27 protein-coding genes are annotated in these 24,711 nt (G+C 40.8%); 21 read left to right on the plus strand and 6 right to left on the minus strand.

The features are described 5' to 3' along the window. The first annotated feature begins 78 nt into the window (after nt 1–78). From QM738_RS22130 to QM738_RS22160, 7 genes are all read left to right on the plus strand, one after another. Nucleotides 79–627: a hypothetical protein gene (locus QM738_RS22130; RefSeq protein WP_462278941.1), complete on the plus strand. Its 549-nt coding sequence runs from the start codon at nt 79–81 to the stop codon at nt 625–627. A gap of 159 nt (nt 628–786) precedes the next feature. Beyond that, a complete protein-coding gene (locus tag QM738_RS22135) occupies nt 787–1,581 on the plus strand; it encodes an SDR family NAD(P)-dependent oxidoreductase (protein ID WP_462278942.1) in 795 nt (264 codons plus the stop codon). A gap of 77 nt (nt 1,582–1,658) precedes the next feature. Continuing rightward, entirely contained in the window at nt 1,659–2,711 is a 1,053-nt protein-coding gene (locus tag QM738_RS22140) for a hypothetical protein (protein WP_462278943.1), read from the plus strand. Nucleotides 2,712–2,766: 55 nt separating this feature from the next. Further along, nucleotides 2,767–3,924 carry a formate-dependent phosphoribosylglycinamide formyltransferase gene (gene purT / locus QM738_RS22145; protein WP_462278944.1) on the plus strand — a complete coding sequence of 386 codons (1,158 nt, stop codon included), beginning with the start codon at nt 2,767–2,769 and terminating at the stop codon, nt 3,922–3,924. 238 nt (nt 3,925–4,162) lie between these two features. Next, complete coding sequence (locus QM738_RS22150; protein WP_462278945.1) at nt 4,163–4,819, plus strand: hypothetical protein; 657 nt, start codon at nt 4,163–4,165, stop codon at nt 4,817–4,819. Between the two features lie 36 nt (nt 4,820–4,855). After that, a complete protein-coding gene (locus QM738_RS22155) occupies nt 4,856–5,368 on the plus strand; it encodes a hypothetical protein (protein WP_462278946.1) in 513 nt (170 codons plus the stop codon). Nucleotides 5,369–5,409: 41 nt separating this feature from the next. Beyond that, complete coding sequence (locus QM738_RS22160; RefSeq protein ID WP_462278947.1) at nt 5,410–5,670, plus strand: hypothetical protein; 261 nt, start codon at nt 5,410–5,412, stop codon at nt 5,668–5,670. A 54-nt stretch (nt 5,671–5,724) separates the two neighbouring features. On the opposite strand, the gene QM738_RS22165 is transcribed toward QM738_RS22160, so the two are convergent. The 4 genes from QM738_RS22165 to QM738_RS22180 form a co-directional block, all read right to left on the minus strand. Further along, nucleotides 5,725–7,104, minus strand: a complete 1,380-nt coding sequence (locus tag QM738_RS22165; protein WP_462278948.1) for a serine hydrolase domain-containing protein — start codon at nt 7,102–7,104, stop codon at nt 5,725–5,727. Nucleotides 7,105–7,189: 85 nt separating this feature from the next. Further along, nucleotides 7,190–7,729: a GNAT family N-acetyltransferase gene (locus QM738_RS22170; protein ID WP_462278949.1), complete on the minus strand. Its 540-nt coding sequence runs from the start codon at nt 7,727–7,729 to the stop codon at nt 7,190–7,192. Nucleotides 7,730–7,743: 14 nt separating this feature from the next. After that, entirely contained in the window at nt 7,744–8,121 is a 378-nt protein-coding gene (locus tag QM738_RS22175; protein ID WP_462278950.1) for an SRPBCC domain-containing protein, read from the minus strand. A gap of 46 nt (nt 8,122–8,167) precedes the next feature. Then, nucleotides 8,168–9,961, minus strand: a complete 1,794-nt coding sequence (locus QM738_RS22180; RefSeq protein ID WP_462278951.1) for an ABC transporter ATP-binding protein — start codon at nt 9,959–9,961, stop codon at nt 8,168–8,170. 152 nt (nt 9,962–10,113) lie between these two features. Between QM738_RS22180 and QM738_RS22185 the strand changes: the two genes are divergently transcribed. Further along, on the plus strand, nt 10,114–10,605 hold the full coding sequence (locus QM738_RS22185; protein WP_462278952.1) for a hypothetical protein: 492 nt from the start codon (nt 10,114–10,116) through the stop codon (nt 10,603–10,605). Between the two features lie 4 nt (nt 10,606–10,609). Here the strand turns inward: QM738_RS22185 and QM738_RS22190 are convergent, their stop codons facing one another. Next, nucleotides 10,610–11,158 (minus strand): DUF1415 domain-containing protein, encoded by a 549-nt coding sequence (locus QM738_RS22190; RefSeq protein WP_462278953.1) that lies wholly within the window; start codon nt 11,156–11,158, stop codon nt 10,610–10,612. Nucleotides 11,159–11,397: 239 nt separating this feature from the next. On the opposite strand from QM738_RS22190, the gene QM738_RS22195 reads away from it, so the two are divergent. Further along, nucleotides 11,398–14,196: a TonB-dependent receptor gene (locus QM738_RS22195; RefSeq protein ID WP_462278954.1), complete on the plus strand. Its 2,799-nt coding sequence runs from the start codon at nt 11,398–11,400 to the stop codon at nt 14,194–14,196. Nucleotides 14,197–14,365: 169 nt separating this feature from the next. Here QM738_RS22195 and QM738_RS22200 read toward each other — a convergent pair whose 3' ends face one another. After that, nucleotides 14,366–14,923 carry a hypothetical protein gene (locus QM738_RS22200; protein ID WP_462278955.1) on the minus strand — a complete coding sequence of 186 codons (558 nt, stop codon included), beginning with the start codon at nt 14,921–14,923 and terminating at the stop codon, nt 14,366–14,368. Between the two features lie 409 nt (nt 14,924–15,332). On the opposite strand from QM738_RS22200, the gene QM738_RS22205 reads away from it, so the two are divergent. The 12 genes from QM738_RS22205 to QM738_RS22260 all read left to right on the plus strand — a co-directional run bounded on the left by QM738_RS22205 (nt 15,333) and on the right by QM738_RS22260 (nt 24,627). Further along, nucleotides 15,333–16,610 carry an OmpA family protein gene (locus tag QM738_RS22205; RefSeq protein ID WP_462278956.1) on the plus strand — a complete coding sequence of 426 codons (1,278 nt, stop codon included), beginning with the start codon at nt 15,333–15,335 and terminating at the stop codon, nt 16,608–16,610. Nucleotides 16,611–16,685: 75 nt separating this feature from the next. Further along, entirely contained in the window at nt 16,686–17,606 is a 921-nt protein-coding gene (locus QM738_RS22210) for a DUF1444 family protein (RefSeq protein WP_462278957.1), read from the plus strand. Nucleotides 17,607–17,749: 143 nt separating this feature from the next. Then, on the plus strand, nt 17,750–18,178 hold the full coding sequence (locus QM738_RS22215) for a hypothetical protein (protein ID WP_462278958.1): 429 nt from the start codon (nt 17,750–17,752) through the stop codon (nt 18,176–18,178). Between the two features lie 33 nt (nt 18,179–18,211). Next, nucleotides 18,212–19,018 carry a hypothetical protein gene (locus QM738_RS22220; protein ID WP_462278959.1) on the plus strand — a complete coding sequence of 269 codons (807 nt, stop codon included), beginning with the start codon at nt 18,212–18,214 and terminating at the stop codon, nt 19,016–19,018. Nucleotides 19,019–19,206: 188 nt separating this feature from the next. Beyond that, nucleotides 19,207–19,626: a hypothetical protein gene (locus QM738_RS22225; protein WP_462278960.1), complete on the plus strand. Its 420-nt coding sequence runs from the start codon at nt 19,207–19,209 to the stop codon at nt 19,624–19,626. Nucleotides 19,627–19,692: 66 nt separating this feature from the next. Then, nucleotides 19,693–20,169 carry a T6SS immunity protein Tdi1 domain-containing protein gene (locus tag QM738_RS22230; protein ID WP_462278961.1) on the plus strand — a complete coding sequence of 159 codons (477 nt, stop codon included), beginning with the start codon at nt 19,693–19,695 and terminating at the stop codon, nt 20,167–20,169. A 29-nt stretch (nt 20,170–20,198) separates the two neighbouring features. Further along, complete coding sequence (locus QM738_RS22235; RefSeq protein WP_462278962.1) at nt 20,199–21,086, plus strand: toxin-antitoxin system YwqK family antitoxin; 888 nt, start codon at nt 20,199–20,201, stop codon at nt 21,084–21,086. 222 nt (nt 21,087–21,308) lie between these two features. Further along, entirely contained in the window at nt 21,309–21,803 is a 495-nt protein-coding gene (locus tag QM738_RS22240; RefSeq protein WP_462278963.1) for a hypothetical protein, read from the plus strand. 469 nt (nt 21,804–22,272) lie between these two features. After that, complete coding sequence (locus tag QM738_RS22245; protein ID WP_462278964.1) at nt 22,273–22,689, plus strand: hypothetical protein; 417 nt, start codon at nt 22,273–22,275, stop codon at nt 22,687–22,689. 248 nt (nt 22,690–22,937) lie between these two features. Continuing rightward, nucleotides 22,938–23,393 (plus strand): energy transducer TonB, encoded by a 456-nt coding sequence (locus tag QM738_RS22250; protein ID WP_462278965.1) that lies wholly within the window; start codon nt 22,938–22,940, stop codon nt 23,391–23,393. A 120-nt stretch (nt 23,394–23,513) separates the two neighbouring features. After that, on the plus strand, nt 23,514–24,059 hold the full coding sequence (locus QM738_RS22255; RefSeq protein ID WP_462278966.1) for a hypothetical protein: 546 nt from the start codon (nt 23,514–23,516) through the stop codon (nt 24,057–24,059). 73 nt (nt 24,060–24,132) lie between these two features. Beyond that, entirely contained in the window at nt 24,133–24,627 is a 495-nt protein-coding gene (locus QM738_RS22260) for a carboxypeptidase-like regulatory domain-containing protein (protein ID WP_462278967.1), read from the plus strand. Nucleotides 24,628–24,711 lie beyond the last annotated feature (84 nt).

A 24,711-nucleotide genomic window follows, 5' to 3' on the forward strand; every position in this document is an offset into this window, starting at 1 on the left:
TGTTGATTAACAGCATCACATATATTTGTTCTATCAATCATTCCTTATCATCGCATTACCGGCAAAAGTTAATGAACTATGAAAGCTGTATTACTGGCCTTATCCGCAGTGTTTTTATTGGTTGCATGCAACAGGCATATGCAACAGGAAAGAACATTATTGCAACCAATGCATGGCAATCTCTCCGCATACGTGCAAAACAAGCCCTACCGGGTTGAAAAAGATGTGCATTCGGATACCTTATCGTTCATGGACCTGTTCTGGCTAAATAAAGAACATCCCGATTCTGTTTTCCTGGAAATAAAAAACGGCAAAACGTTATATCTCAGTTGGTATTTTGCAGGACAAAAAGCAGGGCAGGTCTTTGATGGCAAACTGGTAAAGCAGCAATATTTTGAAGTGTACCTTAAAAACAAGAAAACAGAAATTCCTCCTGCATTTAATTTTCTTTATGGTAACCATGATATTTACCGCATCAGGATCAGTATTACCAAAGACAATTCTATAGTAACGGATGTATTACGCAACGGAAGAGGTAATGTGCTGCTGATCATTATGGGAGAAAAATATTTCATAAAAAGCTTTTTCAAAACGGGTCACACGGGTATTGCACAAGTGGTTCAATGATTTTTATACTTCATTTTATTCCTTGCAGGGCAACCTACAATTTTGAAACCCCGGATTAAAATCGACCATAAATGCCATAAATTGCAGCAATACCATCATGGACCCTACCTGTCCATTTATAACTAAACAACTTACTTGTCTTAAAACTATTAACCAACCATGGACTTACAGCTCAACAACAAAAAAGCATTTATAAGCGGTTCCACCGCAGGTATTGGCTACGCCATTGCAGAAAGATTTTTACAGGAAGGCGCAACAGTCATCATCAATGGCAGAACCAAAGAAAGCATTGACAAAGCCACCGCAACATTAAAAGCAACTGTTCCCAATGCCAGTGTATCCGGCATTGCAGCCGATTTTTCCAAAGCGGATGAAGTAAATGCTTTGATCAACGCATTACCCGACGTAGATATTTTAATAAACAATGCCGGCATTTTTGAGCCGAAAGCATTTACTGATATTCCTGACGAGGACTGGTTCCGTTTTTTTGAAGTGAACGTAATGAGTGGTGTGCGTTTATCAAGGCATTGCTTACCCAAAATGCTGTCGAAAAACTGGGGCCGCATCATTTTTATTTCCAGTGAATCTGCCGTATTCATCCCGGATGAAATGATCCATTACGGCATGACCAAAACAGCGCAGATAGCGGTAAGTCGTGGTATGGCAGAACTCACCAAGGGAACAGGTGTTACTGTAAATGCAGTATTGCCCGGCCCGACAAAGTCAAAAGGTGTGGGCGGCTTTTTAGAAGATCTTTCCAAAGCAAGCGGCCAGACGATCGACCAGGTGGAAGAAGATTTTTTTAAGAACATGCGCCCCACTTCCCTGCTGCAGCGATTTGAAACGGTGGAGGAAATTGCTAATACAACAGTCTATTTCTGCAGCCCGCTGGCTTCCGGTACCAATGGCGCTTCCATACGGGTGGAAGGCGGACTGGTTCGTTCGATCTTGTAAAAATTCCGGTAATAGTATTGTAATCATCAACACCATCACCCGTTCATCTTTTGCAACAACCCAACTCAAATAAAATTGTGTGGCTGCTGATCATAATGATCGGCAGCTGCATTACTGCACATGCGCAGGATACGCTGAAGCGGGGAGAAAAATACATCCATGCTTATAAACAATATTTAAATGCAGCCTGTCCCGTAACAAAAGACAGCATACAGCATTTTGTATATTTTGCAAGGGACCGGGAGGCAATAAAAGACCATCCTTTCCTGCATCATCCCATGTTCAAAGGAGCGCAGATCATGTATTCGTGGAGAAATCTTGAACCTAAAAAAGGCGTATATGACCTGGCCGAAATAAAAGCCGATTACGCCTACCTGAAAAGTTTTGGCAAAACACTCTTTATCCAGTTGCAGGATGCATCATTCGATCCCAAATACAAAATAGTTCCCGATTATTTACTTGATCCCGAATATGATAACGGCGCCACCCTGCAATACAACGATGAAGGCAAAGCGGAAGGATGGGTTGCCAAAAGATGGAATAAAAAAGTAAGGGAAAGATTTGCCTTACTACTGCAGGCATTGGGAAAAATGTTCGATGGAAAGATAGCAGGCATCAACCTGCAGGAAACTTCTATCGGCATCAGTGCAAAAACAGACAGCAGTTTTACAGAGCAGGGATATGTAGCCGGTTTAAAAGAAAATATGCTGGCCTTAAAAAAAGCTTTTCCCCATACCACCACCATGCTGTATGCCAATTTTATGCCGGGAGAATGGTTGCCCCGCCAGGACAAGGGTTATCTCAGCAGCCTGTATCAATATGGCGAACAGATCGGTGTTGGGTTGGGTGGGCCAGACCTGATGGTAACAAGAAAGGCACAATTGAATCATGCGCTTAAATTCATGCACGAAGGCAACTATACGGTACCGATCGGTATTGCGGTACAGGATGGCAACTACTTTGGTAAAACGGGTGATGAAAAAGAAGACGCCGCAAACGGTGTGCGTCAAAATCTAGTTCCCCTATTGCATGCTTTTGCAAAGGATTTTTTAAAAGTAAAATATATGTTCTGGGCAAACCAGGAGCCCTATTTTACTACGGATGTATTACCGTGTTTTTCGAAAGATTAAAAAAGAACTTTGACAAAGCGATTCCTTAATTTTACCCCCGTCTCAAATTATCGATATGAAAAAGATCATGCTGCTTGGTTCCGGCGAACTGGGCAAAGAACTGGTGATAGCATTAAAGCGTCTAGGCCAACACGTTATAGCAGTAGATTCGTACAACGATGCGCCTGCACAGCAGGTGGCAGATGAACGGGAAGTGATCAATATGCTGGATGGCGCTGCGCTGGACAGCATTGTTGCCAAACACCAACCCGACATTGTTGTACCCGAAATTGAAGCCATCCGTACCGAACGCTTTTACGATTATGAGCAGCAGAGCATTACCGTGGTGCCAAGCGCCAAAGCCGCCAACTTTACCATGAACCGCAAAGCCATCCGCGACCTGGCTGCAAAAGAACTGGGTTTAAGAACTGCACAATACGAATACGCCAACAGCCTGGAGGAATTAATTGCTGCCACCAACAAAGTAGGCATTCCCTGCGTGGTGAAGCCATTAATGAGTTCATCAGGCAAAGGTCAAAGCGTGATAAAAACCACGGCTGATATTGAAAAAGCCTGGAGCTATGCACAATCGGGCAAACGCGGCGACCAGACGGAAGTGATCGTGGAAGCTTTTGTGCGCTTTAATTCGGAGATCACTTTACTGACCGTGACACAAAAGAATGGTGCCACTTTATTTTGCCCGCCCATCGGCCACCGCCAGGAAAGAGGCGATTACCAGGAAAGCTGGCAGCCCGCCGCCATCACACCCGAACAATTAAAAGCCGCACAACAGATGGCGGAAAAAGTGACCGGTGCATTGACCGGCGCCGGCATCTGGGGCGTGGAATTCTTTTTAGCAGATGAGGGCGTTTATTTTTCGGAACTATCACCGCGGCCACACGATACCGGCATGGTAACGTTGGCGGGTACCCAGAATTTATCGGAATTTGAATTGCATGCAAGGGCCATACTGGGATTACCGATAAATGAAATAACACTGGAGCGTACCGGTGCCAGTGCTGTAATACTAACCGATAAAGATGGCACTGCCCCGCAATACAGCGGCATTGAAAAAGCATTATCCTATCCACAATCCGACCTGCGCATTTTTGGCAAGCCCGTAACAAGGCCTTACAGGCGTATGGGTGTGGCATTGGCCTATGCAGCACCCGGCAACGATGTGGAACAGGTAAAACAAAAAGCCATCGCTATAGCGGCAGAAGTAAAGGTCTGACGCCCTCGTCTGATCTTGCGGACAAGGTCTGACGCCCTCGTCTGACCTTGTTGCAGACCCTTCCCTTTTCCGTGAGGCCTAATAACCACGCCTGATGTTGAAAAAACACCCTCTTCCCAAAAAACATCCTATTAATTGCAGCATGTACGCTTTAAATAATATCTTTAAAGAAGTACCTTAACAGCGGGTGAGACAAGTGAAACCGCAACATATTCGCACAGTAACAAAACCAAACTGCATGACAGATGATCACGAAATACCGGATTTTTCCGGCGACGATTTTGCAAATGACAAGGATATTCAAAAAGAGCGGGCTGCTATAAAAGCTTACAATAAAATGATCGATGACGCCCTGGCTCTTATAAAGAAGGAATTAAATGTACAGGATGCTTCCCATATCAATCTCAAAGGTTTTGAAATGTTCAAAAGCCTTACTGCAACCATCATCGATTCATTAAGATCAGTAAATGAGTCAAAAGCCCTGCAGGTATCGCTGGCAAGATATAATTCGTCTTATCCGATCGCAAGATCTTCCAATGGTGGAACTGATCTGTACCTGTTTGGCCATATCACTTTAAAAAACAATTATCCCCACACCTATATCCACAAAGAAACCATCAAAGAAAAAATTGCCGATATATTTTTAAAACTGGAAGTGGATTTCCCAGACAGCAAAAAATTCTCCCGTCGCTTTTATGTATTAACAGAAGATAAGAAAAAGCTGCAGGACATTTTACAGTTCAAAGACCTGGACCAGCTAACGGCATTCCCGGATATGGAAATGGAGTTTAGCAGTAATACCTTGTTGTTCAGGAGTTCAAGAAAACCAGTTTCATTAGAAGAAGCAGCTGTTTTTTGTGAGCTGGCAAAGACCTTGCTTACACTATTCAGTTAAAAAAACAAAATACGGTAAACCACAACAGCACCAAACATGAAAACGATCCAATACTGCTGCACATTACTCTTTACCATCGCCTGTTTTGTTACAAAGGCACAGATCACGAGTAAAAAAGAGCCATACAAATTCCTCAACGCCGACACCACGCTCAAGGAACTGGATCCTGTAAAAGCAGCACAGGCAAAAACACTCGTGCTTGATTTTACAAGAATATTATCCAAAGGCGACAATGTTGACAGCGTGATAAACCTTTGCAGCGTCCCCTTTTCTTGTAACAGGAAAGAGATCATTGATACCAAAGGTGATCTCAAAACAGTTTTTCAGAAAATTGTTGAAGATAAAGGCAAGAACAGGTATTATGAAGTGGATACCGTTTTTATCAGGGCAATACGACGTGAAGTGCTGGACAATATCATTCCACTGAATATTTATTACGTGGTGATAAGAATGAAGGTCATGAAAAATGGCACAATAAGAAAAAGTTCTCCCGTGTTATTTGCTGTGCAGGTAACTGATGACCCTAAAATTATTGGAATAGCTGATTGACGCTTCTCTCCAATTCACAGGCCAATAACAAAACTATTTTTATGTTGAAAAGGATTATCCAGGTCATACTCGGGCTAGCTATAGCTATCAGCCTCTTTGCCCACTATTCTGATGCCACGCACGAATCCAGGTTGCTGATATGGTATGTGCTTACACCCAAAGTACTGCAGGTAATTGCATGGATCGTTTTGTTTTGTCTCGGCGGCCGGCTCATCTACAGCAGATACAAAGACCATTCAAAATTCTTTTTTAATTTATTCACCAAACTATTTGGCAACCCCAAACAAAAAGACCCCGTTTAACCATACCCCTATACTAGAACTTTATAAAAAATATTCATTATTCATTATTCATTATCAATTATTAATTGCCCCAATCACCTCCCTCAAAAACCTGTTCTCATCTATCACATGTAGCCCCATTCTCACCACCACTAATTTTTTAGAAGGAATGATATAAACGCCCTGCCCGCCAAAGCCATCGCAAAAGAACATATCAGCCGGCACATCAGGATACCATTTTTTACTCAGGTCCGTTTTGTCCAGCCCGTTCAGCCAGAACTGGTAACCATAGTGTTTTCGTTTATCCGCCACCGATGGAATAGTGGTTTGCGCCACCCAGTTCTCCGGCAGCAATTGCTCGCCGTTCCATTTGCCGTTATTGAGATAGAGCAGACCGAAGCGTGCAAAATCCCTTGCGGTAGCATAACTGTAAGAGGAACCGATATAGGTGCCCGAAGCATCCGGCTCCAGCAAAAAACTATAGGCATTTATTTTATGGAATAAAGCTTTATAAGGAAAGGATGGATAATCGGCCGCTCCCACGGTTTGCCTGATGATGCGGCTGAGTATATTACTGTTGCCGCTGGAATAGTTGAAAACCGTTCCCGGCGCATATTTCAAAGGAAGGCTTGCTGTATAAGCGCCCATATCACCTTTATTAAAGAGCATATTGGTCACTTCACTGTATTTCCAGTAATCCTCTACAAAATCAAGACCGGTGGTTTGTTGTAAGATATTTTTAAGCGTGATCTTTTGTTTATCCGTATTCGCCCATTCCGGTACCGGTGCAGGTGCATCTACAGTCAGCTTGCCCTGTTTTACCAATACGCCGGTCATGGCAGCCGTTAAGCTTTTCGACATCGACCAGCCCAGCATCACGGTATTTTGATCAAAGCCACGGGCATATTTTTCTGCCACCAGTTGTCCGTCATATATCACCACTACTCCGCTGGTATAGCAGGGCTTACCATCCTTTGTTTCATTCATTACAAAGTCCACCGTTTTATCCAGTTGCGCTTTATTGATATTTGCAGGAATGCTGTCAGGTATCTTATTGCCATAAGGCCATGCGATACTGTCGGTATTTACGGGTGGTGCAGGCGGTCCGTCAAAATGCTGTGCCCGGATGGTTGCTTCAGAAAGATCATTGATCAATGTACAGCCAACACCTTTACGGAAAATGGTCTTGCGTTTGGCAAAACCCCAAACCGAACCGGTAACGGAGGAATCTTTTTCATCTACCGTAAAACTGCCCATTGATAAAGGAAAATCGCCCAGGTCTTCCCGCAACACATCCTTTACATTGCGATGCTGCAGGTAAATGGCCGAACAAAGATTTTTGGAACCATAACCACTAATGATAGGAAAAGCATGCCAGGCATAATAAACGCCATAGCCAAGGCCAAGGAACAATACCAACAAAATGGACCTGATAATGATTTTGCGTTGCTTCATACAAAGAGTTTTACCGGGATGGGAAAATAAGCAACCGTAAGCAGGCCGCCTATACTCATTTTGCAGTAGACAACGCCGGGGGCAATTAAGGCGCCAGTAATTTTTCCATCACCATAAACTCCAGCGGCTGCAGGTGTTTACCCGATTCGCCATCTTCAACAAAAGCCTTTCTTTCGCCGGTATCTTTATAACCATAGCGTTGGTACCAGTTGATCAGTTCTTCCCTTACGCTGATCACCGTCATGTACACCGCTTTGCAATGCCTTTGCAATGCATATTCATCGGCTGCCTGCAATAATTTTTTGCCGATGCCGGCGCCCTGCAGGTGCGGTGATACACTCAGCATACCTAAATAAACTTTATCGCCATGCTGCTGCAGGTTCACACAACCGGAAACAATGCCATCATCTCCGGTGTATTTCAGCAGTACACTGCCCGACTGCTGCATTACTTGCTGCACATTGGTTTCGGAAGTGCGTACATCACCTGCAATCAGGTGCGCTTCTGTGGTCCAGCCCTGTTTGGAGCCCTCTCCGCGGTAAGCGCTGTTGAGCAGGTCGGTAATGGCCTTACTGTCGGCAATACCTGCAACAGCAATATGCTTATCAGCAAACTGTATCGTCATGTGTTGTAAAATAATTAACTGTAAAAATCAATAAGCGAACCAAAATAATTGTCATTCCATCCATCCACAAATTCATCGTACACTTCATCCGGAATATTGCTGTGCAGCAGTTCGGCCGAAGTGCCCTGCTTATGCGGATGCAGTTTGATGGTAACAATCGATTCCGCATCCTGTCCATCAAAATACCATTGCTGTACGATCTTTTTATCTTTTTCAAAAGCAATATTCTTTCCCACAATGCTGCCTTCCCATAAAGAGAATTCGCTGCCGGGTTCGGTACTCATCTCGGCTTCTTCACCCGTCCACAATTTAAGTGTATGGGGCAAGGTCAACGCCAGGTATACTTCTTCGGGGGGTGCAGGAATGATATAGTATTTTTTAAAATCCTTCATGTAAAATAATTAAAGCATAAAGATAAAATCGTTTTTACAATTACCATCATAAATACGTTTTATCACCGGGTATATCTTCCATGGCCAGCCTTTTAGCAGCGGTGGAGCGTTCGCCCACCTGTTGCCGCCACATAGCGTAGTACAATCCTTTTAACTGCAGTAAGGTTTCATGTGAACCTGTCTCCACCACCCTACCCTTTTCCAGCACATAGATAATGTTGGCATTCATGATAGTGGACAAGCGGTGTGCAATAGAAATAATGATCTGTTTTTTTTGCGCAGCAATAATATTAATGGTGTCCGAAATAGCTTCTTCTGTTAAAGAATCCAGCGATGCAGTAGCTTCATCAAAGATCAGTATCCGCGGATTCCGCAATAAAGCTCTAGCAATAGATAAACGTTGTTTTTCGCCGCCGGATAATTTAGTACCGCCCTCCCCCAAAATAGTATCCAGCCCTTTAGGGCTTTTCAGCAGGTTGTACGAAGCGGATCGCTGCAACGCATCGGTCATTTCTTCTTCGGTGGCGCCCGCCTTAATGAACTGCAGGTTCTGGCGCACTGTACCGGCAAATAATTGCGTATCCTGTGTTACAAAACCGATCTGCCTTCTCACCCTGTTATAGCGTATATCCTTTACCGATACATTGTCAAAATAAATATCGCCGCTCACAGGCGTATACAATCCTACCAGCAATTTCACCAGGGTGGATTTACCCGAACCGCTGGGTCCTACAAAGGCAATGGAATCGCCCACTTTTGCTTTAAAAGAAATATCATCAATGGAATTCTCTGTTGCGGTCTTATGTTTGAATACCACGTTTTTAAATTCCAGTGTTTCCACTTCGCCCACTTCCACCGGTTCCTCAGGCCTTGTTTCCACCGGCTTTTTCATCAACAGGTCAAAATTCTGTAAGGAAGCTTCCGCTTCGCGGTAAGCCAAAATAATCGTACCCAGGTCCTGCAAAGGACCGAAAATATAATTCATGATCACCTGCATCGAGATGAGTTCACCTGCAGTAAGCACTTTACGGAAGATGAGCCAGAGTAAAATAAAAAGGATGGATTGCTTTAACAGGTTGAGTGTAATATCCTGTAAAAAGCCCAGGCTCCTCACTCTTTTTACTTTCAGCATTTCCAGGTCGAAGATATTTTGTGTAAAAAGCTTTAAACGTTTTATTTCAGGATACGTAAGCCCCAGGCTTTTTACCAGTTCAATATTTCTCAATGATTCTGTTATATTGCCGGACATCACTGCATTCTCCCGGAATATCTTTCGTTGAATGGTTTTGATCTTTTTACTTAACAAACCCGTAAGCCCGCCCAGCAGCAGCACCCCGACAAGAAACACGGGTATCAATGCCCAGTGCTTGGTGATGGCATAGTACACCAAAAAACTCACGCCCACCAGCGTGGAAAAAAGTATATTAATGGAAGAGCTGAGAAAGGTTTCCGTATCCTTTCTTGTTTTTTGCAGGATGGACAAGGTTTCGCCGCTTCGTTGTTCTTCAAATTCCTGGTACGACAGGCGCAGCGTTTGTTTAAGCCCGTCATCAAACACGGCTTTGCCGAATTTCTGCACTACCAGCCGCAAAAAATAATCCTGGAAAGCCTTTGCCAGCTTGGAACCAACGGCAACGGCAACAGCCAGTAACAACAATCCAAGTATACCTTTCACCAATTCGGATTCTGTTTTGTTACCCGTGTTAAAAGCAAAACCATCAATGATCTTACCGAATATCACCGGGTCAAAAAAATTAAGCGCCTGCGCCACTGCAGCCAGCAGCATCGAAAAAACAGCCAGCCATTTATAGGGCCGCAGGTATTTCCACAATATTTTCATATACTATTTTTATTGATCTAAACGATCCATTCACCTGTTCAAAATACAGGCCATTATTTATCTTTTAAAAAATACTAATAGCAGGTTAAATGCGTTGTGTATGGCAAAGCATTATAACAATTGTTGTAAATTTAAGTTCCAAAAAAACATACATGAAGTATATTTATTCAGTCCTGATAATTGCTGCTGCATTTACATCCTGCAACCAGCAGGAAAAAACAACCGATAACACCACTGCTGCACTTCCCGAACCGGCAAAACCTGCCACACCCGAAGACCCTACCACCGCAAAGATACGGGCCACCATCAACGAGATTGAAACAAAGGAACTGCAGGCCGCCAATCCTATCAGGGGTATGTTCATTGACAGTGTACGTTACCAGCTAGTATCGATGAAGGAGTATTACCAGGTGCAGAAAACACAACTGGAAGCAAGCGCCCATCTTTCCACCAATAAAGAAAAAACCAATAAGGCATTGGCTTATCTCGATAAAATGATCACCACTTCCACCACCGATACGGTATTATACAAAGTGCAGTTTCATTTAAATGCCAGCCTGCAGAATAATATCAATTACAACGAAGGGCACACGAAATATTTAAGGAAAGACCTTACAGAAGTGATCACCATTTTCCCGCAGTAAAGTGTCAGGCCATGCAGGCATCCCGCAGTAGTTGCATATATACCAGTCCTTTTTCACGGGCAAAATGCACATTGCGGTCGGGAATATCTTCGGGATTTTTATAGTTTTCCAGCGCTTTATCAATGCTTTCTTCCCGCAGCAGGTGCAACATCGGGTATGCCGACCTGTTAGTATAGTTAGCCGCATCATTATCGTCACTACCGGCAAACTGGTACAAGGGATGAAAACTGGCTACCTGGTAAATGCCTTCATACCCATTTTGCTGCAGTATCTTTTCCGCCACCGAAACAATATCCAGGTAATCTTCAAATTTTTGAAAGGCATTGGGAAAGATGATAAAGCTGGTCTCAATACTATCATCTTCATCCAGCCGCATGGCTTCTTTCAAAAAACTTTCCATACAGGTTGTTGCAGCCGTTGCTGGCTCTACCTGGTAATGAATAGCTTGCTGCTTTACCACCTTTGCCGCAAAAGGACAAAAATTACAACCCACCACTACATCCAGTATCCATTTCTTTGTTTGCTCAATAACCTGTTCCGTTGTTGCTTCCATAATTTAAAATAAATATAAAACTAAGCCATTTTTTTTAGCTCTTAGCTGATAGCTTTAAGCTAAAAGCTTTTACTTCTCCCTTGCAACTCCTCCCCTTGTAGCCCCTCACTCCATACTTTGTACTCTGTACTCACCACTCACCACTCACCCCCCTTAACCTTAATTAACATTAATCCAAAGTTGATTAACCGCCTTTGCAACCCACACCTGCTAGTTTTGGCCCCTGAAAAACAAACAATATGAAAAGAATTTTACTGGTGATGATGATGACAGCTTTAACGGCTGCAGGTATAGCGCAAAAAAATAAGATCACTATCAAAGGAAGGCTGGTGGATTCGCTGCAGAAACAGCAACTGGAAAATGCAACGGTATCCGTAGTGAATGTAAAAGATTCCTCCCTGGCAGGATTTACAAGAACAGATGCGGCAGGTAATTTTAAATTAACGGATATAGCGCCGGGGCAATACAGATTATCCGCATCAGCAGTGGGCTTTCATCCTGCCTGGAAAAATTTTGAAGCGGGCAATGAACCTGTAAATGACCTGGGCAATATCACCATGCGGGATAAAAGCCTGTTGGAAGAAGTGGTGGTGCAGAACCAGCGGCCACCCGTACAGGTAAATGGTGACACTTTAGAATTTAATGCAGAAGCCTTTAAGACCAAACCCAATGCCGTGGTGGAAGACATGCTGAAAAAAATGCCGGGCGTGGAAGTGGATAAAGACGGCACGATAAGAGTGAATGGCCAGCGCATCAGTAAAGTATATGTAAATGGTAAAGAATTTTTTGGCGGCGATCCAAAAATTGCCACCCGCAACCTGGATGCCGAAGTGCTGGATAAAGTGCAGGTATTTGATAAAAAAAGCGACCAGGCTACTTTTACCGGTATAGATGATGGCAACAGCGAAAAAGCCATCAACCTGAAGTTGAAAAAGGAACACAAGAAAATGAACTTTGGTAAAGTAACAGCGGGTGCAGGCACCCACAACCGGTACGATGGCCAGTTCAATGTGAACCGCTTTAACGGCGAGCAACAATTATCTGCCATTGGTATGGCCAATAATACCAACCGCCAGGGTTTTACCTTCGGCGATATCATGAACTTTACAGGCGAAATGCAGAAAATGATGCGGGGTGGCGGAGGCGGCAGGATCGTGATCAACAACAATGGTCCCGGCGATTTTGGTTTACCGGTGCAGGGTGTTAACAACAGCGAAGGCATAGCACGTACCATTGCAGGCGGCCTGAACTTTAATGATACCTGGAAGAAAAAAACAGAAGTGAACGGCAGTTATTTTTACAACAATATCGACCTGGGCAATGAAAAAAATACCACGCGGCAGAACCTCTCTCCATTAAATCCATTTGTGTACGATCAAAAAAGTAACAGCGATAAAAAAAGTGTGAGCAACCGTTTTAATTTTACGGTGGATTCAAAACTGGATTCATTCAACTCGATCAAATTTACACCGCAGTTCACACAACAGCACAACCAGTATAAAATGGGCAACACCTACCAATCCATACAAACCGGTGATAAAATGCTGAACAGCGGTTTCTCCAATTCCACTACTGATGCAGATGGATTTAATTATACCGGTAGCCTGTTATTCCGCCATAGATTTAAAAAGAAAGGAAGAACATTTTCCAGCAGCATCAGCAGCGCTTACAACGATACCCGCAGCGACGGCACATTGCGGTCCATCAATAATTATTATTCAAATGGCAGCCTTGATAGTAAAGACACACTGGACCAGGTGAACAGCCTGCATTCGCAAACGGGCAGCTATGGCGTTAACCTGAGCTATACCGAACCGCTTTCAAAAAGATCGTTACTAGAAGCGAACAGTTTCTACAACAAAAGCAATGGCAGACTGGATAAAAAAACATACGACCTGAATAACCAGAATGGTAAACACGATGTACTGAATGATGCCCTCAGCAATAATTTTAAGAACGAATATGAATATGCAGGCGGCGGCCTGAACTTCCGCACACAGAAGAAAAAAATCACTGCCGGTTTTGGTGCAGCATTGCAGCACGCGGCATTAGTAAGCACATTGAAGAACAACAACACGTTGCGCCAGGGCTTTACCAACCTGTTACCTGCAGCCAACTTCAATTACAATATCTCCAAAACAAAAACACTGGGCCTGCAATACAATACAACTATACAGCAACCCAGCACCGCACAATTGCAGCCGGTAAAAGATATCAGCGATCCTTTGAATATCACTGAAGGTAATCCCGATCTTAAACCCGGCTACCAGCACAGCATCAATGCTAATTATTTTTCCGCCAGTCCATTGGCACAGCGCAACTTTTTTGCGTATATCAATTACAGCACGTCGCAGCATGCCATTGTAAATGCCGATCAACTGGACCAGTATGGCACCCGTACCACTACGTATACTAACGTGAATGGCGTAAGCACTTTATTTGCGGGTACCGATGCCGGCTTTAAAGTAAAAAAGCTTAATACCCGTTTTAATTTTGGCGCCAACGCCATACTGTATAATAATTATAGCTTGCTGAATGATGCAAAGAACCATATCAGCAACCTGGCTTTTAATCCAAGAACAAGCATCAGTTATAATCACAAAGAAAAATTTGACGTAACGGCCAGTGCAAGGTTCAGCTACAATGAAGTGAAATATTCTTTGCAACCGGCTTACAATGATAATTACTGGCGCAATACCTACGAGCTGGAAACGAATATCAACCTGCCCTGGCATATAGCCATCAACAGCGATTTTAATTACAGTGTGAACAGCGGCCGCAGCAGTGGTTACAATAAGAATGTTGCGTTGTGGAATGCCGAAATTACAAAGGGCCTGTTCAAATACAGCAGGGGCACCTTAAAACTAAGTGTATACGACCTGCTGAACCAGAACATCGGCATCAGCCGTAATGCTAATTTGAATTATATAGAAGACGCCAGCTACAAAGTGCTGAACCGTTTTTACATGCTCAGCTTTGCGTACAACCTGCGCAAGGCCGGCAACAGCGGACCGCAAGTGAATATCAAGATCAACTGATAAAGTATAGCCGAAAAACAGCAGCTGGTGTATGAAAATGCACCAGCTTTTTTTGGCGCAGGTGTTCTAGCCTTAGGCTAGATCACCTGTGTCTATTAATCTTAGCGGTTTATAACCGCGGCTGAGTCTTCTAATAAATAAAAACGCTTCCCACCTAAACATTTCTCCCCTACTCCGCACTCAGCTCAATAAAAAACAATTTACCATCGGTAAAATGCAGCATGATCCTGGTATTACCAACCTGTAAAGCCCGCAATCCTTCCTCCAGTTTAGCGAAGTATTGCCAGTCAATGAATTTTTCAGTAGTATTTACAGGAGAAAGTTGTGCCTTGCTGATAGAAAAACTGGTTTCCATATAATTCCAGAAAGTCTCAAAATCAGCCATCGATTGTAAGGCCTTGCCCTGCATATCTTCCTTTTCTTTCCAGCTGCCGTCTTTCAGTAATTTAGGTACGCGGAAGGTAACATTACCCTGCTGTATGCTGCTGAACTCTTTGAGTGATTGCAGGCGGCTCCATAATTTAGGACCGATGATAAAGAACTTTGAAAAACTACGGCGTGCTTTTTCCAGGCTGCTGATAAAATTGATAACATCCTTATCCGCTTGCAGCGAATCTTTGGCTGAAATGCGGATCACTTCCGCCCTTGCTACCACTTTAGCAGTGTCCTGCGAATACGATGCAGCAAATAACAATAATGAAAAGATCGTTAGAAAAGCATGTTTCATAAAAGGGTTTTTAGGTGGTTATGGTCTAAAGATATATAAATAATGCGATGGCAGGCATCCTTACTATTGATGATCTCAGTCATGGCCAGGAAATGGCTTTTCATAATAGGCATCCGCTAAAGCACCTCACAAAAATTACAGGGAACGCCTGTTTTTTGCCGTTAAATTTTATATCTTAGTTGTGCCCTGCTATACCGGCGCCCTTACAGGTTTTATCCATTTTCCACAGGAAATTTATATTTTGGTATTGGCTGCTTTATAGGTGGCGGGCCTTTTTTTTGATCAGCAATGTGACTGAGGCGGGCGAAGCCGTGCAATTATTGTTGCGGCATGTTGAGAAGCCAGCCTTTATTGGCTTTTATCCTGTGATAACTTACACCATTTGCCACACCAGCTTTCTTCTGAGTCTATGAAACAAAAACTGTTACTTTTATTGGTCTTCTTCTTATCCCTGGAAAGCTATGCACAGCAGCCAGGTTTTAAATATGAAATTCATTACAAACAGAACAAGTATGAATTATCGGAACAAAACAAGCAAACGATATCCGCAATTTTTGATACCCTGCGGGTGCTGACCAACTATATAATTTACATCAACGGGCATACAGATAGTGATGCGGACAGCAGCTTTAATCAGCAGCTTTCATTGCAGCGAAGCCTTGAAGTTAAAAGGTACCTGGCGGCAAAAGGAATGGACGAATCTTTGATAAAAATTCAGGCTTATGGAGAAGAGCAGCCCCTTGTTGCCAACAGAACGCCTTTAGAGAAAGCGAAAAACCGGAGAGTGGAACTAATAGTGTTGTTTTTACAAGCGCCGCAGGAAAAAATCATTGAAGTAAAAAAAGAAATAAACGAACCCGGTTGTACAGGAGATACTACGGTGATATTAAAAGGCGGCTATGTAGTAACCATTTCAAAGTGCGATTGGGAAAGAAACAGTCCGTGCCTGCGGGTTGAAAAAAGGCTTACGTACAAATTCAATGTCAAAGAAAATTGGCTGAAGAAGCACATTGGATTTAAAAATTATAAAAAAGCGATCAGCTATGATCCTCATTATGAATTTTACGTGGTTGCCTGCATGGATAGTTGTTTTCAGCAAAAAATAAAACTTTATATCCCGCATTACAATGCCGAGGGACTAAAAATTTCAGAAAGGTATTCCCAGAGAAAAAATGACAAGAACCAATCCGAAACTTTAGCATTTAAAAAAACAAAGCTGGGCGATTCCGCCTATTATGTAGCCGACGTATATTGCCCCGGCACATTAAGATGTGGTACAGATAACAGGTGCACGCATGACATTAAATTGTATGCCCGGAATGGGATCTCCATTCTTTCTTATTCTTATTATATACGAAGCCAGTCATCCTATTTTGATTCTTTAATTGAGGCAAAACCTTTAAGCCCCAAAAAGCTAACGGATAATTACACGCATGCCTTTTTTCATACACTCAAAATTGTGCATAACGGCGACACCATCACTTTAAGGAACATTCCAATTGACGTATTTGCACATAATAAAAAGAAAATAATTACTGGGGTTAGTGAATATGAAAGAAGTTACTTTTTATTTATTCCATTTTGGAGAAAATACAGGTGCGGACATTTTAAAAAATACAAGATCAGGGCAAAGGATATTGAGAACCTGCAGCATTTTAATTTAACTGATTTAGAAATTGAGAACTAAGGCAAAATATTACAATGCAATGCCGGATTGCAGTTGTGGATCTTCGTTTCAAGTAAACAAATAATCAGCAGCCATATGGGCAGACAAAACAATATACTCTACCTGCATAAAATTCTACATATCGTGCATAACACCAACCAGACAATGATCAAAATTGCTATTACCCTTATCATTGCTTTACAGATACCAGGCTGTTCTATAAAGAAAAACAACCTGACAATTAAAGATTTTACTTATAAATACCAGGATTCTTTATCCCGCAATTTTTCTGATGCAAAATTTGAAATGGTTGACGATAGTACTATTGCTGTTAAATTCAATGGACAGGATATCAGTATTTATTCTGATAACGCATTCAGGGAATACAAACTTACACCGGACTCACTCGCTCCTATTTTACACAAATACATTGTTGTTGCCAGTGAACTTTTTAAACCAAAAAGCGATGTAAGCATAGATAACATTGTTCCGATTATTAAGCCGACAGCATTTATCGAAAATTCCAATGCCTTGCTTCAGACTAAAAACGACAGCACAAAAAATGAAGGCGCCTATGATACATACAATGAAGAACTGGTGATTGCATATGCCGAAGATGCGAAAAACACCATACGTTATTTGACAAATAAAGACATCAGCGCATTAGGGATCAATCGAGATTCCCTGCGGATCATTGCCACCCGCAATCTTGATAAACTTTTAACGAACATTCAACTAAAAGGAGACAGTGATGTTTCCATGCTTACAGCCGGAGGCAATTACGAGGCCAGCCTCATTCTTTTACCCAGCATTATAAACAAGAAAAATTTAGCAGTTGACGGAGACTTTGTAATTGCGATACCAAACAGGGATCTGCTTTTAGTTACAGGCAGCAATAATAAAAAAGGGATCGCCAGGCCTAAGGAGATCGCTGCAGACTCCTACGCTAACGGCGATCACCAGGTATCGGAGTACCTGTATAAATGGAATGGAAGCAAGTTTCAAAAATTCAACTAAAGTACTCCCCGCAACAGTTTCTGAATTTTCAATAGTAAAACTGCATTCAACAAAAGTTAGCCGCAATAAACATGAGACATTGTGTAGCGATATTGACACTTCTTTTATTCAGTTGTCATTCAAATTCCGATACAGCGAGTCATTTGAAAACGACTCCCGTTTCAGATACCATGCCTGTACAATCAACAGAAAATAAAAGTAGAGACTTAAAAAAATCAATAAAACTATTTGATAATAAGCAACCATTTGAAATTACATCATTCACAAGTACCTTAAATAATTATACAACTGATACAGATACTGCAAAATGTGGCCGTTGGATACTTAACAAACAAGATTTTGAAAAAATAATTAAAAACGCTGAGCCTATTGACGGGACAACCTGGGATTTAAGTTTTTCTGTCTTAACTTGTACAAAGACAGTAAATGTAGTTCAGGGAGGTCAACAATTTACAGTGGAGATTAATGCAGCTTCATTTTTATCAATAAATAATGGTGACACAACTGTGTTACTTGGAGATTATAATAAGTCGGACAGAAAACGATTTATTGAGCAACCAGGCGACAAATGATTAAACCGTCCTATAACATTGGCATTACCCGTAATGGGCTACACATTAAAGCAACGAGTAGTGGTATGGGAAGACACAGCATTCTCAACCAATGTAACCCCAAAAAATTTTCAAATGAAATATTTACCGGCACTGGCATTTTTGAGCTTAGTAATAATTACTTCTTGTACTCAAAAATGCAATGATCAACTAAAATACTCTATTCGGGATACTGTGTTAAAGCAGCATCTTGCTGAATTAGATTCGCTTCCTTATTATGACACAACGGATATCAATTACAAGGTTTTAAAAGCATACCAGAATAATGATACTACATTCTTTAAAAACCTAATCGTTCAAATTAAAAAACAAAAGGAATATAGTCATTACGGATCTTTAATGGACGACTGCATTCATCAGCCAGAATTGAATGACCTTGGAGCTGACGAAGCATATCGTTTTATATTTCTTTCTGCATTTTGTATTGAACCTATTAATGTAACAGTAACAAAAAAAGGGGACTCTGCGAATCTTCATTTTTTACTTTACCAAGGACAATATGATACAATCCCTTGTAAAATCGAATCTGAGTATGATAAAAAATTAACCTCAGCTCAATGGGAGGAATTTAGCAATAAACTTTTTCAGGCAGATATTTGGGGGTTAAAAAGAGATAACGGAATGCATGGAGTGGACGGAAGCTCTATCACTTTCATTGGCTATGTAAAAGGAAATCCATCATTTAACAGGCCCGATAAATTTTGTTATGTCAGCAGATGGGAATTTTCCACACTACATGATGCATTGACTTTACTATTGAAAATATCCGGAAATAAAAAAGGCTGTTATTGGGTTCAGTAAACAGGATATGACATCTGCTCTATTAGGCCGCGGTTCGGATAGACGGACATTAAAATATCATCACAATAAAAAATTGGGCGCAATATAAAATCATGTATTCCCGATATTTCATAGCATTCATAATACTATTTCCTACCCTTTGTTATGGTCAATCAAAATTTGACTCAACTAAAATAAGGAAAAAGGTTTTGACATGGTTCAAAGATTACCCAATAGCTAATAATGACAGTCTGATTTCCGATCGCTCTTTCCCTTCTTTGGGATACAAAAAAATAAGAAAAATTAAAACCGGTGAACTTTATGAATTAACCAACCATCAATTGGCAAGTGTTCGCATATTTGCAAGCGAACAACTCACATGGAAACAACCTGCCTTAGCATTCACTATTTTACAAAATCATTTAAGCGACACTACAGAATGGTTTTGCCTTCAGGTAGAGGAAGGATGTGCAACAATGACATTTCTCGATCATCAATTGATATTATGCTCCTATTCTAAGTTAAATGATAACGAAAAAACAATAATTGCACATTTAAAAGAAGTTAGACTAAACTCCCGGAGACAATTTGAAATATACAGGTTGAAAAAAGAAAGGGGCTTCGACTAGTAGTCGTATAAGATTGGTATTATCACCTTTTACATCACGAATGTCCTAACCGAAATATCTACAAAAATGGATTTAACACTGGAACAATTAACTAAGGACATTTCAACCATTGATCAAAATGACATCCTATCCGAATGGCGATGGTTATTGCCGGATGTAAGATCTGTAGTATTGGTAACCTGCATGGGCGATCTGTTTGTAGAAGACAAAAGCGGTAATATCCTATTCCTTTTATATGATGGAGGTGAACTGGAAATAGTTGCGAATAACAAACTGGAATTCGAACAACTCCTGAAAGATGAAGAAAAATTCGACAATTGGTTTTTACCGCTTCTATTCGAAAAACTGGTTACAGCCGGTAAATTTTTAAAACCAGGACAGGTTTATAGTCTAACTAAATTAGGGGTTCTCGGCGGAGAATACGTTGTTGAAAATATCGAGCCGACAGATATTAGTGTTCATTTCTCCTTTTCCAGTCAGATATGCAGGCAGATATGGGACAAACCGGATGGAACCAAAGTTAATTTCCGGGTAGTGGAATGAATGTTAACAAAAGTATTGATTGTAATTTTATGAGACGCATCATTTTCATAGCATTTTTATTTTTTTTCAAGATAGCATCTGGGCAAAAAACTTATTTGGATTCATCTTTATATGATAATGGGCAATTAGAACGCAAGGGCTTATATTACCAGGTCGGCAATCAAAGTTGGCAATGGGGCATATGGGAATATTGGTATGAAGACGGGAAGAAACAACTAGAAGTATGGGAAGACACCGTAAAAACAAGATATATTAACATGTGGGCTCCTGATGGAACACAGATACTAAGATCGGGAAATGGTTATTATTATTCCATTGAACCGCAGCCAGAGCTTACTGATAGTCTTGTATATGAAATTAAAGACAGTATCAAAAGTGGAATTATCAGACGGTTCCGGTCTTATGGAAGCAACCCCTATTTTCTTGTTGAGACGGGTTTTTATGAAAATGAAAAAGAAGCAGGCGTCTGGCATTTCAAAGACACAGTACTTAAAACAACTTTGTTGCGTACATATAAAAATGGCGAACAGAATGGCTTGGAAGTATCTTACTTCATGAATGGGAAAGTTAAAGATAGTGTTAACTATTTCAATGACAGGGAAAATGGTAATTATAAAGCTTATTCTGAACAGGGAATTTTAATCAAAGATTGTAATTATAAAGGAGGCAGGTTAATTGATTACTTTAAAGAGTATTTCACAAACGGGCAATTGCGAATTGAGGGACAATATACACAAGCTAAAGGATACATTAAAGTTCGCCTGATCTCAATTGGAAGAGGAAATGGAAAGATGAATAGCAGAATAGTAGATCGTCTCATTGACAATAAGCCCCTTAAACAGGGAGTATGGAAATATTACAATGAGCAGGGCAAATTAGTCAAAACAGAAAAATACCTTAACGGTAAAAGGATATAAAAGCTGCTGCTAATACTGGCTGTAGATTTATCAAGATATTCTAACAGCGGCTATTTACAAACCACAGCCTTAATTTGTGCTGACAAATAATCCAGCCAATAGGATAAACAATTAATTTTTGTAACTTTAATCGGCAGTGGCGCCGGGCTTTCTCAATTCTCCATTTCGCCACCTTGATAATGCTTTAATGTTGATAGTAAACAAACTTAAAACTTTTAACAAATGAGCAAAGAACAAACAAAAGACCTTTTAAAATTTCTGAAGCCGTTTGGTGAGGACATAACAGACCTGGTTATGTGGCTGAGGGATTTTGCCTGGGACCTATGCCCCAAAGCCAATGAATTAATTTACGACAACTACAATGCGGTTGCATTTGGCTGGAGCCCGACAGACAAAGTTGGCCACACTATTTGTTCCATTGCAGTAGGACGTTCCAGTAAAAATGTGCATTTCGGTTTTTATTGGGGCAACGAAATTGCAGACCCTGATAAAATTCTTTTGGGACAAGGCAACCAGTATCGCTACATTCTTGTAACAGACAAGAAGAAATTCCCCAAAGCCTACATGAAAAAACTTGTTAACGAAGCATACGCAAATTGCCTTGCCAAGGTTAAAGACCCCAAACAAATTATACACGGACAGACAATTGTGAAATCGGTTTCAGACAAAAAGCGGGCAGATAAAGGAACAAAAGCAGCAAAGCCAAAAAAGAAATAATATTGGCATTGACGAATACCAGCTGCCAACAAAAAACTTATCAACAATAGTACTTAATACTACCCCCTATCAAAACATAGTCAGCAGTTCCGGCAAGCGAATACAAATGTGCTACCATCGAAAATACTTAGCTCTTACTCTTGACGGCAATTTTTAACACACACCCTACGATAAGATGAAACACGCAGCAAACAGCATTTTTATATTAGGTCTGACGATTATAGTTTGTTTAACAACTAGCTGTAGTTCAAAAACAAAAAATAAGACCAAAAATGATAAAGAAATCACTTAATCCCCAAAAAGCGACTACGAATTGGCGAACGTGTTTCTTGTAAAGCTGAAAAATGAGAAAGTTGATACAATAATATTTTACAAAAGAACTTGTATTAATTGCTGTGACTTTCTTAATATTTTCTGGTCTTCTAATGGGAAAAGGAACCTGACCAAATTTTACTTTGATTTTCACAATATGTATAGTCATTCAAAGACAATTGACTTAAAAGCAGATACAATTTTTAATTTCCTTGGCAAAAATTTCAGCGAACTCAAAAATTCATCTTTAAAAGAGAACGGTTACAAGAATAAAGATGGAACTACAACATTAGGCATAATAGACCACTATTGTTATGTTCAATTAAGTATTTATACTAAGCAAGACAGTATTATAACCGATATAATGAAAGATTACGACTTTGACGCCTACATTGATTTTGGGATTCACCCCGCAATTGATAAAGGGAAAAGAGAGAAGAATGATAGTTATGAAGAGAATATCAATTCTAAATGGAACTTGTTTTTGACGGGTATTGAAAATCAAATTGCAGCTATGCCAGAAGCAACAAAAAGGGAAATAGAAACTTTAAGGACAAGAAAGAGTCACAACTAAAACTTCTCCCCTTGACAAGTGTTCCCGGCAAAGGCTAGATCACCTGTGTCTATTAATTCCAGCGGTCTGAGGCCGCGGCAGAGCCTTGCTACAAAACCATAATCTCCACAAACCCAAAACATCTATAGTAATAACAGTAAAGTAATCAACAGCACTCCGGGCGGGCATTCAGAATAGTATAGGGATAATTTCCACTATCAGCAACTCCTGCCCTTTAAGCTATTTTTTAAAACAAAACCCTAAAAATCATGAAAAAGACACTATCAGTAATTGTACTATTTCTGCTTTCACTTTGCTCTCATGCTCAAATGGTAGCGAGAGCCGAAATAAAAGAAAAAATTGAAGGAATATGCGATATCAAAAATGTGTACACGTTATTACCGATGTTTGGAGACCAGGTAGAAGCTGTTTGCTCAGTCGCTGATTCAACAATTGAACGAAGACTGAACAGCGAAGTGGAATTTTTAAAAGACAAACCGAAGTATAAAGACAAAGGAATGGTCAGCATTATCATCAATTGTAAAGGTGAGGTGGTACAATGCAAAATAGATAATGAAACAAAAAGCACTACGCTGGATGAACAGATTGTAGCCATCTTTAAAACACTTACATCATGGAAACCCGGGAAGCTAAACGGCAAAAATGTGGATAGCCTGCGTTTATGGAGTTTTGAGATAAAGAAAGGTCAATTAACGCTTAACTAAAATTTTGCTTAAAAGTTCATAGGGGCACGGCATTTAAAATTCTGCATTATTTTCTTGCTGCCATAGGTATAGCCCTGATCTTCGCCGGACGTATTGGCCTCATCACTCTAAAAAAAATAAATGAAATATTTACTCGTAACTATTTTTGCCATCGTATGTTTTAAGGCCTCCTCGCAAATACGGCTCGGAAATTCGCTTCCAGGTGACAGCTCCAATATAACCATAACGACAAAATTAGGTATCCCGTTTGGAGAGATGGCAAAATTAGAGATTGAAGTTTACAATGGAGACAGCCTGCTTTGGAAAGAATATCAAGGAGTTTACCTGTTAAAAGTAAACGCTGTCAACAATATAAAAATAAATGATTCACTTATTTTAAGGTTTACTGATGAAACAGGCACTTTAGCAAATGATGATTTTAATTTATACCAACTGCTTTATAAAAAAAAGACCGGCTCCCTATCAAGTACGCAGATAAGCAAAATGAGAAAGAAGTATATAGGGAAAAGAATTACAGTAATGGCATATGAAACAGGGCAATTTAGAGGCACGCCGGACAAATATTTCGATTACAAACCCTTTGTTCCAGGCATTCCGCATTATTTTGCTACTACCGGTTTTCATTTCGAGCATTCATTAGTGATTGTTTCAAATCTATCGAAATAGTCCCGGTCGGGCCCCTCTTATCTTTACAAGTATCCTGCCCCTAAGTACAACGCAAAACCCAAGATCATCAGTTATGACATTAAGAAGTATCATCTTCATCACTACACTATTTTTAGTAACCCCCACCCTGGGGCAAACACGTACTCTGACCGGCAAGATAATCGACCAGGAATTTAACCCGGTTTACCAGGCAAGAATATACAACGCCGATACAGTGCTTTTAACTATGGGCGACAGGGTCGGTAATTTCTCCCTGGCTATTCCATCCGGCACAAAAACATTGATCTTCAGAGCACTTTCTATGGAACCGAAAAGAATTGAATTGACAGACAGCTGTAATAATCTCGAGATCATTCTTCTATCTTCGTACACCTATGATTTTATGACCCCGGCAAAAGTAGACCGGCTTCGCAAAAAGCAGTTTAACAAATTACCGGCGCTTCATCAAGCCGCATTTGAAAAAGGCATTTTCGAAACAAACAAGCCTTGTTATGTTGACAGATTTATAGCCTATAGAAAAGAGATGATAAAGAGACATAAAGCCTGGTTACGAACACACAACACCTGACAAATTGAATTTTATAAACAATTAAACAACTCATGATCATAAAATTTGTAAAAGCTGAATTTTAATTGCGATAAGGGCCAGCAC

The sequence above is a fragment of the Ferruginibacter sp. genome, assembly GCF_049840995.1.
Classification (GTDB): Bacteria; Bacteroidota; Bacteroidia; order Chitinophagales; family Chitinophagaceae; genus Ferruginibacter.